General features: G+C 45.9%; 13 protein-coding genes. 12 read left to right on the plus strand and 1 reads right to left on the minus strand.

Annotation, left to right across the window (positions count from 1 at the left end; genetic code table 11):
- Positions 1-27: 27 nt before the first annotated feature.
- Positions 28-1,311, plus strand: a complete 1,284-nt coding sequence (locus M4D81_RS23885; RefSeq protein WP_260068260.1) for a histidine--tRNA ligase — start codon at positions 28-30, stop codon at positions 1,309-1,311.
- A gap of 190 nt (positions 1,312-1,501) precedes the next feature.
- Complete coding sequence (locus M4D81_RS23890; RefSeq protein WP_260068261.1) at positions 1,502-3,289, plus strand: SgrR family transcriptional regulator; 1,788 nt, start codon at positions 1,502-1,504, stop codon at positions 3,287-3,289.
- 414 nt (positions 3,290-3,703) lie between these two features.
- Here M4D81_RS23890 and M4D81_RS23895 read toward each other — a convergent pair whose 3' ends face one another.
- Positions 3,704-4,627 (minus strand): cation diffusion facilitator family transporter, encoded by a 924-nt coding sequence (locus M4D81_RS23895; RefSeq protein ID WP_260068262.1) that lies wholly within the window; start codon positions 4,625-4,627, stop codon positions 3,704-3,706.
- Positions 4,628-4,889: 262 nt separating this feature from the next.
- Here M4D81_RS23895 and M4D81_RS23900 point away from each other — a divergent pair, with 262 nt between their 5' ends.
- The 10 genes from M4D81_RS23900 (at position 4,890) to M4D81_RS23945 (ending at position 12,571) form a co-directional block, all read left to right on the plus strand.
- Complete coding sequence (locus M4D81_RS23900) at positions 4,890-5,993, plus strand: threonine aldolase family protein (protein WP_260068263.1); 1,104 nt, start codon at positions 4,890-4,892, stop codon at positions 5,991-5,993.
- A 301-nt stretch (positions 5,994-6,294) separates the two neighbouring features.
- On the plus strand, positions 6,295-7,755 hold the full coding sequence (locus tag M4D81_RS23905; protein ID WP_260068264.1) for a serine hydrolase: 1,461 nt from the start codon (positions 6,295-6,297) through the stop codon (positions 7,753-7,755).
- A gap of 218 nt (positions 7,756-7,973) precedes the next feature.
- Entirely contained in the window at positions 7,974-8,249 is a 276-nt protein-coding gene (locus tag M4D81_RS23910) for a CD3324 family protein (protein ID WP_260068265.1), read from the plus strand.
- A 368-nt stretch (positions 8,250-8,617) separates the two neighbouring features.
- On the plus strand, positions 8,618-9,496 hold the full coding sequence (locus M4D81_RS23915) for a phosphotransferase family protein (protein WP_260068266.1): 879 nt from the start codon (positions 8,618-8,620) through the stop codon (positions 9,494-9,496).
- Positions 9,497-9,547: 51 nt separating this feature from the next.
- A complete protein-coding gene (locus M4D81_RS23920; protein ID WP_260068267.1) occupies positions 9,548-10,084 on the plus strand; it encodes a GrpB family protein in 537 nt (178 codons plus the stop codon).
- Positions 10,085-10,164: 80 nt separating this feature from the next.
- On the plus strand, positions 10,165-10,674 hold the full coding sequence (locus M4D81_RS23925) for a GNAT family N-acetyltransferase (protein ID WP_071218505.1): 510 nt from the start codon (positions 10,165-10,167) through the stop codon (positions 10,672-10,674).
- Between the two features lie 55 nt (positions 10,675-10,729).
- Positions 10,730-11,149, plus strand: coding sequence for a hypothetical protein (locus tag M4D81_RS23930; RefSeq protein WP_260068268.1), 420 nt, complete (start codon positions 10,730-10,732; stop codon positions 11,147-11,149).
- Between the two features lie 246 nt (positions 11,150-11,395).
- Complete coding sequence (locus tag M4D81_RS23935) at positions 11,396-11,557, plus strand: hypothetical protein (RefSeq protein ID WP_162487516.1); 162 nt, start codon at positions 11,396-11,398, stop codon at positions 11,555-11,557.
- Entirely contained in the window at positions 11,554-11,928 is a 375-nt protein-coding gene (locus M4D81_RS23940; RefSeq protein WP_260068269.1) for a VOC family protein, read from the plus strand. Before M4D81_RS23935 ends, M4D81_RS23940 begins: the two co-directional genes overlap by 4 nt.
- A 28-nt stretch (positions 11,929-11,956) precedes the next feature.
- Positions 11,957-12,571: a histidine phosphatase family protein gene (locus M4D81_RS23945; protein WP_260068270.1), complete on the plus strand. Its 615-nt coding sequence runs from the start codon at positions 11,957-11,959 to the stop codon at positions 12,569-12,571.
- The last annotated feature ends 29 nt before the right edge of the window (positions 12,572-12,600 follow it).

Genomic DNA, 12,600 nt, shown 5'->3' on the forward strand with positions numbered 1-12,600 from the left:
TTCATTTAGAAGAAAGGATGATTAACGATGCAGAACGTAAAAGGAACGTATGATTATTTTGGCCAAGAACAGGCGATCCGAAGAAAGGTGCAATCGACGCTGCGTGAAGTGTTTGAATGTTATGACTATGCTGAAATGGAGACAACCATTCTGAATGAATCGGAGCTGTTGTCTTCCAAATACGCAGGAGGGGAAGAAATTCTGAAGGAAATGTACCAGCTGACAGATCAGGGTACGCGACGTCTGGGCCTCCGGTACGACTTGACGATTCCATTCGCCAAGGTAATCGCGCTGAATCCCGCGATCGGCCAGCCTTTCAAACGTTATGAGATGGGGAAGGTATTCCGCGATGGTCCCGTCAAACGGGGCAGATTGCGGGAGTTTCTGCAGTGCGACGTTGATGTGGTGGGAATCTCGGGACCGGAAGCGGAAGTTGAGCTAATGCAGCTTGCAGCCGAAGTGTTTCGGAGACTTGAAATCCCGATCGTGCTCCGGTGGAACAACCGAAGCTTTCTTGGTGATATTCTTGGAGCTATGGGCGTACCGGAAGAGATGAAGCCATCCGTCATGCTGACGCTGGATAAGCTCGACAAGATTGGTAAGGAGGGGGTTCGACAAGAGCTTGCGGGTAAGGTGCTCGCATCGGAGATTTGTCGTCAAATTCTTGATTTTGTTGATCTCAAGGAGCCGACATTAACGCAAATAACAAGCACATACAACCCGGACAACGAGCGCGGAGCACGAGAAGTCCAGATCCTGCAAAATATACTGCAGCGCGTCGGGTTGCAAGACATCTGCGTATTCGATCCGTTTCTTTCCCGAGGATTGTCCTTCTACACAGGAACCGTTTACGAAATCTTTGACGCATCTCAGGGCTTTCGTTCAAGCTTGGGCGGAGGCGGCAGGTATGACGCGATTATCGGGCAGCTCGTTGGACGTGAGGACATTGTTTATCCTACGGTGGGTCTTTCGTTCGGCATGGAATCCATCATGGAGATGATCCGAAACCGTCGGATTGAAGCAAACAAGCCGCTCGTTATGATTATCCCGATAGGAGAAACCATCGCCGAAGGATTAACGGCTGCAGCGGCACTCCGGAATCGCGGGATTCATACGCGATTGGCGGACAACCGCCGCAAATTGAAGAAAACATTAGCTTCTGCTTCAGCTGAGTGTATTCCATATGCCATCCTAATCGGCGAAGATGAAGCGGCGGCGGGCATGGTTCGACTGAAAAAAATGACCGAGGGCAAGGAGCTTACATTGACTCTGCAGAAGGCGGTTGAGGTTATCATTCAATCCTGTGAATGATGACATGAGGAAGCCTTGCTTCCGCATCATGGGGTGTAAACTCATGACCAACAACTTGTATAGGCCGACATATGGAATGCCTTTGTTCTTTTTCGAATATAATGGTTTTCTACCGAAAAGGGACTCGCGCTCGAAACGATCTCCAAGTAGAATAAAGCGTATAGATGTTACCAGGGGGGAGCGGATTGCAATGCTGTACGAACAATTTTTCATGCTGCACCAAAAGCTTGCTGTTAACGCTCCAGCCAACACGGCTACGGAAGTGACGCTTGAGCAGATCGCCGAAACGTTATATTGCACAACGCGGAATGCCAAGCTCGTTATACGCAAGCTCGAGGAGAAGAGTTGGATTATATGGAAGGCAGGACGCGGGCGAGGAAACCGTTCCAAGCTTACGTTTCTAGCTGATCAAGCTGATCTGCTTCAGGAAGCAGCGCAGCAACTCGCGTTAAAAGGGGAATATCGGCAGGCCTTCGAACTGCTGCGTACTTATGGTCAAGGTATTCACACTAACGATTCCTACGTGGAATGGATGAACGGGCATTTTGGCTTTAGCAAGGAGATGAGAGAAGGGGAAGCAGAAGCAAGGGATTCATTGCGGCTTCCCGTTTACCGCTTGATTGAAACGTTGGATCCCGCCGAATGCTACTACAGTTTTCAAGCGCATATGATCCAGCAGATATTTGACCGGCTGGTGATATACGATAATGCCAACGATCAATATCTTCCCGTTATCGCGCATTATTGGAACAGCAATGAGGATGGAACGATCTGGACTTTTCATCTGCGTAAAGGAATCCGGTTCCATGACGGTAGAGAGTTATCCGCGGAGGACGTGAAATTCACGGTGGAACGCCTGGGACGGGATAAACGAAATGCTTGGATCGTGCGTGAACTGCAGCGAGTAGAGGTGGTGTCGCCTCGGGAGGTTCGTTTTATTCTTAACAAGCCGAATCGAATTTTTATCCGGTTTGTTAGCTCCATTTGCATGTCCATCGTGCCCAAACATTTGGTGAGTCTTGATGAAGAACAGTTCTGGAAGCTTCCTGTCGGAACGGGACCCTTTCAGGTGGAAGAATGGACCGATGAACGGCTGACCATACGTGCGAATCCCCATTATTATCAGGGACGGCCGCATTTGGACAACATCCACATTATCATGATGCCCGAGGATGCGGAGCATTGCGAGGTCAGCTGGGAGCGGCTGCTGCAAGAACCGGAGCGTATCGAGCATAAAGGTGAGAAGCATGCTGTGGATATCATAGAATCTTCTGAAGGCTGTACGACTTTGATTACGTGGAATATGAAGAAGCCGGGGCCCTATCAGTCCATCGAATTTCGCCGGGCATTCAGCCTGATTCTGAACCGTGCCGAGATGATACGCGAACTTGGCGGCAACCGGCTATACCCGGCCAAAGGATTCATTATGGATGAGCAAGCGCCTTACCGTAAAGACCGACATGATCCCGAGCTCGCAAAGTCATTGCTGAAACAGTCGGGTTATGACGGCTCTCCCATTACCATGGCTACGCTCGCCAATCATATCAAAGATGCGGAATGGGTTCAGAAGCAGTGCGCTTCCATCGGGATTCCATTGACTATCCGGGAGGAGAGGATGGATACCATACACCAATCGGATGTGATGAACACCATGGATTGTGTCTTGCATGGCCTTGTTCTTCCAGGTGAAGAAGTATGTTTAATCGAGAATTACGAGCAGAAGGGAAGCGTAGTTCAAGAGTTCATGGATCCATCGCTGCATCATTGGGTGAAAGATTGCGTGGATGATGCGCTTGCCAGCGAGTGGTATGAGGAGCGTTTAAGTTTGTTGTCCCATATTGAAGAGAGGCTTCGGGAGGAAGCACATGTATCATTCTTGGTTCATACGAGATTTTACGCAAGCTTGGATCCTTCTTATAAAGGGGTTGTCATCAATAATCTGGGATGGCTGGATTTCAAGCAGATTTGGCGAGTATGATTTCTTCTCATAAAAAGAGCAAGCGCGAATAACCGCGCTTGCTCTTTATTTCTTATAAGGATTTTGTGCGGCTTCTTCGGGATCTCCGCTTCCGAAAGAAGCCATAAAGTTTATCGAGAATTCGAGTATTCCTTGAGGTATGCTGCGATTCACATGCGATCTCGTCATGAATTATGAATCTTCCTTGACGATCAAGTTCGTCCCATTTTCTTTGCTGGTATTCGTTCAGTTTTTCCAGTGTATAAAAATCGTTGCTCATGCTAACCTCCCTATCAGACATTCGAAGTTTGCTGTAACGCCAGTAGAATGTCTTGATACTCCCATTATGGAGGTCAACCGAGCTTGTAAAAAGTGTAAACCTCGGCAGCTTTTTTTCCCCTTTTCATGAACTAAAGGACTACCGCAGAGAAGAGATTAGACTTTATTATCACGATGCGTGATAGTGGAGTTCTCAATTTGGATCGTTGAATGCTCGATGTGGAATCGGCTGTCCAGAAGATCGATCGCTTGTTGCAGAATCTCATAACTGTTCGCTTCATCCTGGGCGATGAGATGGCAGCTTAAGGAATCGAAATTGGACGTAATCGTCCATATATGAAGATCATGGATGCCGGTGACCCCAGGTATAGACAGCAGGGATTTCTTTACCTCTTCAGGGTTTATCGCTGCCGGTGCTCCCTCCATCAGAATATGAACGGTATTCTGTATGATTCTCCAGGCGCTCTTCAGAATCAAGATCGACACAAGGATGGATATGATAGGGTCCGCAATGTACCATCCGAAGGCCATCATCACGATCCCGGCGATGATGGCTCCTACCGAGCCGAGCGCATCGCCAATAACGTGGAGGTAAGCGCTGCGGAGATTCACATTGTTCTTTACATCTCCTGTTCGCATCAAGAACCAGGCACTGAGAAGGTTAGCCAACAGGCCGATGGCTGCAATGAGCATCATGCTTCCGCTGGCGACGGTTGGCGGGTCGTCAAAGCGCTGAATCGCTTCCCATACGATAAAGCCGGCGATGATAAACAAGGCGACGCCATTTAGTAGTGCTGCCAATATTTCAAAACGGTAAAAGCCATAGGTTTTATTCGGCGATGAAGGCTTTGTGGCAAACCATAATGCGACCAGACTGAGCAGCAAAGCGCTGGCATCACTTAACATATGCCCGGAATCGGATAACAGAGCCAGACTGTTGGTCAGCAATCCACCTATAAACTCTAGAATCATGATGCCAAGTGTGATGATGAGGGCAATGGCAAGACCTTTTTTGTTTCCTGAGCGGGCATGATCATGGTGGCTGTGGTCATGCCCATGATGGTGGTTATGATGATGCATAATCGAAAACTCCCTTCGAATCCATCTGTGGAATGAATCAATAATCATGGAACCATTTGTGTTATTTATAATATGAACATATGCTCATATACAATGTAATCCTTTGGTTTGTTTTTGTCAAGTTTTTCCGAAGGTATTACGAAAGCGAATATGATTTTCCACTTATTCATTTATCTAGTATGCTTGATAAGCGAGGAAATTAAATTTTTACGTCTGATGATGAGTCCTTATTATCGGTTAAAGAGAAGGAGCGATATGCGACATGGGAGAACAACGTAAATCGATTAGCGAAGCTTACAGCGAAACAGCCTATCCATTGATTGGACATAGCCGCAGGAATCTCGAGGTGCTGCTGGAGGCATTTCGGGATGTGGATGGGTCGCAGATGGGGGATACATACGGCAAAGGCGCCATCATTGAGGAGTTTCAGGCACGCATGGCAGACGTTCTGGGCAAGGAATCGGCTGTCTTTTTTCCGAGCGGAACCATGGCGCAGCAGATTGCTTTGCGGATCTGGTGCGATGATGCAGGGCTGAAACAAGTGGCTTATCATCCCCTCTGCCATCTGGAGATTCACGAAGAGGACGGGCTTAAGGAGCTGCATCATATCGAACCGATTCTTCTTGCCGATAAAGAGCGTTTGATTGCGCTTGAAGACGTGCAGAATCTGAATCGCGACATTGCATGTTTGCTGCTGGAGCTGCCGCAGCGTGAAATCGGAGGGCAGCTGCCCGAATACGAAGAGCTGGAGGCCATATCGGCGTATTGTCGTTCTCAAGGCATAAAGCTGCATCTGGACGGGGCAAGACTGTTCGAGATCACTCCGTATTATCAAAAAACGGCGGCCGAAATCTGTGCTCTATTTGACAGTGTATATGTGTCCTTCTATAAAGGTATAGGCGGGATTGCCGGCGCCATTCTGGCTGGCGGCACCGACTTTGTGGAGAAGTCCAAAGTATGGAAACGGCGTCATGGCGGGGATCTGGTCAGTCTTTACCCGTATATCATCAGTTCAAGTTATTATTACGCGGAAAGAATAGGTAACATGGGCCGGTATTACGAGGAAGCTAAAGAGCTCGCAGCGCTGTTTAATCAGTGCAAGGGCGTGAATACGAAGCCTGCCGTGCCCGTATCGAATATGTTTCATGTATATTTTGAATGGGACAAAGAACAGCTTGAACCGATTCTTATTGAGGTTTACCGCGCGACGGGCGTCGGATTGATCAGTTATCTAAACGAAGCAGGGGAAAGCCAATGTTATACGGAAGTCCACATCGGGGAACGGTACAGCAAGACGCCGAGAGAAAGCATTCAGCAAGCTTTTCAATTGTTGAATGAGAAATTGAGGGAAGCTGCGAGCACATGACAAAAGGACCTGAATCAGGTCCTTTTTCATTTGTCTATATTCAACCAATCGGCCCCACGGAAACAGGCTCCTCATTAACTGGTTATTGGGAAAAGTATACCATGCGGAGTGAGTCCTATCCGGATTGATGGTTAAAAAGAGGAGCAAGGACCTGTTCACTTGAGAACAGTGAGTGCGTGTATGCAAGGAATCCTGCGTTAGAGTGTCGAATGAGGTATAAATGTATAGGTTGTCGATTCATATGTTTGGCCTCATAAAATTGTAGATGTGAAGGAAAGGGGATCATATGGGAGAGGTTTTAATGACAATGGAATCGTTGACGGGCATCCATGCCTATATCGAGGAGCAAATGAAGGCTTGGAAGGTTCCTGGGTTGTCCGTAGCGGTGGTCAAAAATCAGGAGATCGTCATGATGGAGGGTTACGGGTATCGAAATATCGATAAAAGCTTGCCTGTGACGAGTGAGACACTGTTTGCGATCGGTTCCTCCACCAAAGCTTTTACTGCACTGGCAGCCGGAATCCTTGCGGATGAAAAGATCTTGAAATTGGATACACCTGTGAAAGAGTACCTTCCTGATTTCAAAATGTTTGATCCTTTTGCAACGGAGCGGATTACGCTGAGGGATATGTTATGCCATCGTTCGGGTTTGCCGAGGCATGATCTCATGTGGTACAACGCTTCACTGACCAGAGAAGAAATCATTGAACGCTTGCGATACTTAGAGCCGAATGTAGATTTCAGGACGAAGTGGCAGTATCAAAATATCATGTATATGGTAGCGGGTTATGTTGTCGGGCATGTGAGTCGCTCATCTTGGGAAGAGGTTGTTCAGAAGCGGATATTCAGGCCACTGAACATGACATCCAGTCAATTCTCTGTGGATAAGACACAGCTCCATCATGATTATGCAATGCCCTATATACAAATTGAAGATCAGGCTCGTGTCATTCCGTTTCGTAATATAGATACCATTGGCCCGGCTGGGTCCATCAATTCCAATATCAAAGATATGGCGAATTGGGTGCGGTTTCAAATAAATCATGGAATGCACGACGGTCAGCGTCTCGTATCTAACGAAATGCTGGATACGCTGCACACGCCTCATATGGTTTGTGAGATGACCGAGGTCAATGAAAATAATACACATATGGGAAGCTACGGTCTGGGTTGGCTGATCGAACCTTATCGTGGCTTACGGATGGTGAGTCACGGAGGCAATATTGACGGATTCACCGCACATGTTGCCTTTATTCCTGCGGAGAAGATTGGCGTCGTGGTCTTGTCGAATCTCAATGGTACTCCGCTTCCTGTCTTTATATCCAATTATATCTTCGATTCATTGCTAGGCGGTGAGGTCAAGGACTGGAGTGGGCTAGCGTTGGGACAAAAGAAGGAAGCCACCGTTGCGAGCGAGCCCACCACAAACAATGAGGCAGCTCCAGGCGAGAAACAACCCATTGTTCCATTATCCGCATCTTTGTTGGATTTAGCGGGGACGTACGTTCATGCAGGGTATGGAGAAATGGTCGTGGAACTTGTTGATGGAGGGCTTCGTGCAGGATTTAATTCGATGCTGTTTCCCCTCACACATCAAAATGCGAATCAGTTTGAACTCCATGTTACGGTGTTTGATATTAAAACCAAAGCGACTTTTTTAACTGACTCTAACGGAAGTGTAGATCGTTTATCCGTCATTATGTTGTTCGAAACTGGTGCAAAGGAAATTGAATTTGTTAGAATAACAAGTAGAACCGAGTAAACTTTGAAATATCCAATCTGGCGAGGTGAAAATCATGATGGCTCACGTTAGAAGCACAACCGTTCAAGTCGTTAAATCAGGCTCCGGGCAAAGCCGCACGGAAATATCGGGCAGATAATTTGTTCGGAGCCTTATTCAACATGAATTAGAACTGCAATATTTCATGTGCCGGCTTTGCTCACTATTTACACGATTCTATGTAGATAGGAGCAGAGAGAATGAAATACGAGAAAGCACTTGATATTTTACCTGAACATGTAGTCAAAACCATTCAACAATATATTGATGGAAGTTATATTTATATTCCGAGAAAGTCGGAGAACCGGAAGTCCTGGGGTGAACAAACCGGGGTCAAGAAGGATCTGGATGTTCGGAATCGGAGCATTCTCAAAAGTTATTTGCATGGCGACTCCATCCGTACATTGTCAGAACGATATTATTTAACGGAGCAATCGATCCGTAGAATTATTCGGGCAGAACGAATGAAAGAATAGGCGAGATCGGATATCCTTTTCGTGAAACCGTTATATAGCATTGTTATCATCAGGAAAGAGCGGCCAGGACACGTGTCCTGGCCCTTTCAATTAAGGAGAATTACTGTAAGAAATTTGGAACGAACCTTTGATATTGGATACATTCAAAAACATCCCTTGATAGTCAACCTTAGCGACATCATCGGACGGATCGTATTGAACCCTAATCACGACAGATTATTTATGTAGAATATAATGTAATTTTTAGGTTTTTTTATGCATGTATTTTCCAACGAAATCGCCAATATTGCTCCGTCTTGATTTACCAGGTTAAGGAAAAGCATTAAAATAGAGGTTAACGACATTCGCAAGTAGAAGGAGTTTATGCAATGAACCCGATACCGTCATATACCCAGCGCATCCAAGAAGTTTATCCGCACCTGGATATTCAAGACGTTGAGATGAACAACATAGGTCAGAACAACGATGTGTTGATTGTGAATCAGACGCTGGTCTTCAGATTTCCTAAGTATGCAGAAAGTCTCCAAGCGATGATCAGAGAAACTCAATTTCTGAATAAGATCAAGAGCAAGGTAACGCTGCTTATACCGAATCCGATGTATGTTTCATTTGACGATTTGCAGGTGGGTAAAATGTTCATGGGCTATCCGTTAATCGAGGGTCAGCCGTTATGGTCAGAAGAGCTGCTTTCACACAGGAATTCGGACATCGAGGATAGGGTAGCAGAACAGATGGTCGAATTTCTCGTTCAGCTTCATACAGTGGAGATCAATGAATGGATCGCTGACGATAGAAATGTTGTAAATGTCCACGAAGAGATGTCCGGATTGTACACACAAATTCAAGATCAGTTGTTTCGTTTCATCAGGCCCGATGCACAAGAGGAAATCTCAAGCAACTTCACAAGATTTCTGAACAACCCTGCGAATCGTGACATTTGTCCAACCTGCATTCACGGTGATTTTGGTACGGCCAACATACTTTGGAGTCCGGAGAAAGGTCGAATGACGGGTATCATTGATTTTGGAGGTTCAGGGATTGGAGATCCGGCATATGATTTAGCGGGAATCCTAGCGGGGTATGGTCAAGTGTTTTTCGAAAAGTGTATCGCCATGTATCCGAATGGAGACCCCATCGCGGAGCGCGTTCATTTTTATAGAAGCACGTTTGCCTTGCAAGAGGCGCTGCATGGAGTTATTCATCAAGACGCTGAGGCGTTTGAGGCAGGCATACGAGATTTTAGATGAAACATAATCATGGATTTTTACATGATATAATCTGCTGGAGGAGCCGCATAAATGACACCTAAACCCGTCATCATCGAGGAATATAATCCCGAATGGCCGAAAATGTTTCAGGAAATTCAAGCCATATTGGCACTTACCCTTGGTGCTGATGCGCTGAGTATCGAGCATGTGGGAAGCACCTCCGTACCTGGACTTGCCGCAAAGCCAATATTGGATATCGATGTTGTGATCGAATCCATGAAATCGCTTCCGACGGTCATTGCGAAATTAGAAAACCTGGGCTATAACCATCAGGGGGATTTAGGGGTGGAGGGCAGGGAAGCTTTTGATAGGAAAGATGAGTATGTTCCCTACAGCGAGGAGCTTAGTTTGAGAATGACCCAGCATTTATATGTCTGCCATCGGGACAGCCAAGAACTATACAGGCATATTACTTTTCGGGATGCTCTCATCAATAACCCGGAGCTTGTCAAAGAATACGCCTCATTAAAGAAAGAACTAGCCATAACTTTTCGAAATGATCGGAAAGCTTATACGGAAGGCAAATCCGACTTTGTCCAGCGGATATTGAAGCAAGTCGCACGCTAAAATGTTGAAAGAAATCCAACATAACATCTTGTCTCATGGCTGAATCCTACCAACAAAATACATAACAGCGAGGTAAACCAATGAACGTTACATTAAAGGTGTTAGATAACACGGAGCTTAAAAGCATCTGGAAGGAAGCGTTTCAGCAGCAAAATATAATGCGCCCGGATGAGTATTACGATTTATGCGAATATGAGAACCAAATCGGCAAGCGTGTCACCTTGTTGGCTTTTGTTCATGAGGAGCTGGCCGGTGTTTCCCACTTGAAATACGAATCGAGTTATCCCTATTTTCAAGAGCAGAGCATTCCGGAAATCAATGATCTGAATGTGTTCCCGGAGTACCGGAGAAACGGCATAGCTAACAGCATCATGGAAGAATTCGAGAACATCGTCCGCAAAAAAATGCCACGCATCGGTATCGGGGTTGGATTGTACAGGGACTACGGTGCGGCTCAAAGAATATATGTCCGGCGCGGCTATATTCCGGACGGCAACGGAATTATGTACAACAACGAATCTGTGGTGCCCGGTGACATGGTATGTGCGGATGACGATCTGAACCTGTATCTGATTAAAGAGCTGGTTTAATAAATCGTTCTGCTAATCATCGGCTTCAGCTATATAAGTTTCAGGAGAGTGAAACATGAGCTTCGTCATTCGATTAAATATATCGAGTTTTTTGTATGCCTGGTTCCCTTTTGTCGGGATTGAGCTCATGGCCAACGTTTACCGACTCAGTCGAGTGACAGGGTGGGGGCTGGATCACGTGAATCTTGTGATCTTGGTTTTCTTCTTTGTTGGCCTGCTTCTATCGGGTTTCGGATTTCCGAAGCTGATCAGGTATTGGTTGGGTGGCCGTAAAGCGTCTTTCTTTTCGCTAATTTTGTGGAGCCCCTATTTCATTATATTGACCTATATTGTGGCTTCATGGTTTCCGATCACCCATCCGGCAGACAAACCGAATCCTGTAACAGGACTCATGGCCATCGCTGTTTTGGCGTTGTACCCATTCTACCTTGCTATCCTTCATCTGTTTGGAACGGCTCGATTACCGAGAGGATGAAGGAAGATCGGATGACTTGAGCTTCATGTATAACATGGTGAAGGTATCAGGTTCAGAAAGGAGCGGGCTATGATGATCGGTGTTCTTATCGTGTTGCTTATTATTGAACTCATTGTGATTGAGGTTAGACTCAAAAAGAAATTGGATAATGACGAGAGAATCATTGAGAGACTCGATATGATGATCAAAGATATACGGGAAATTAAGAATAAGCAATAGATTTACTATCCTCAGGAGGTAGTAAAAATGGGCAATGTGGATAAACGCAATCGACTGGATGAAGAAGTGTTTACTTATTCGGTTACCAAAGATCATAAAGTATTCATTTATTGGATGGGGAAACAAGTCAAGATCCTGTTGGTAAAGAGAAGGATCATAAATAAGCTTGTACAGGAGAAAGAACGATGAATAAAGGGTTTTCGCATTGTTTGCAGATTTTCCCGACCTCTAACTTCGAGAAAACCAGCGAGTTTTATGAGCGAATCGGGTTCCGTGCCGTGAACTATTTTGATGCAGCAGAACCGCATGTATGCCTCTACAAGGACTCTGTTGAGATTGTATTAACGAAGACGGAGATTGAGGTTGTTCCGAATCGAATCCGTTACGGATATGGGTACGATGCTTATTTTATTACTTACGGACAACGGGAAATCCAGCAAGAACATATCGATTTGGGCGTGAAGATTGTCAGGGCTTTATCGACAACGGATTATAATAATCATGAGTTCGTGTTTGAGGATGTGGACGGGCGATGGATCGCGATTGGTAATAAGTTATAGAGACTAAAGGAGAACAGGGGGATGTGACATGGTTGAAATTCTGGTCGTCAGACATGGACAATCGGAAGCGGATATTATGAATCGGTGTGAAGGACGGGCTGACTTTGCACTGACGGATCTTGGCCAGCAGCAGGCACGGCTCCTGGCAGAGTGGATTCATCGTGAATATACATTGGATGCTATTTTCTCCAGTACGTTAAGCCGGGCCAAGCAGACCGCTGCAGCCATAGCTGAAACAACAAATGTCCCTGTTACCTATGATGATGATTTAATGGAGCAAAATAATGGGGTCATCGCCGGTATGCTAAGAGAAGAGGCTTTACTTAAATATCCCCTGCCTGATGGAGGAAGAAAACGGCACGATGCGATCGAAGGCGGAGAATCTGAAGTGCAGTTCAGAGCAAGAGCCGAACAATTCATATCCAAGCTGTTTACTACAATTCATAGCGAGCCTGATTTGAAAAGGGTTTGTATTGTCTCCCACGGCGGGATGATCACGATGTTATTCCGAAGTTTCTTGAATCTTCCTTACCATACGGATATTCATATCCCGACAGGCGATACAGGCGTTCATCTATGGAAATATGATCGGAGCGGGAAAAAGATAATTGCGGCTACGAATTTGCAGGAGCACCTATCCTGAAATAATATGCAACATCATAATCCCGCTAT

This window comes from Paenibacillus sp. p3-SID867, from assembly GCF_025142895.1.
Classification (GTDB): domain Bacteria; phylum Bacillota; class Bacilli; order Paenibacillales; family Paenibacillaceae; genus Paenibacillus_AQ.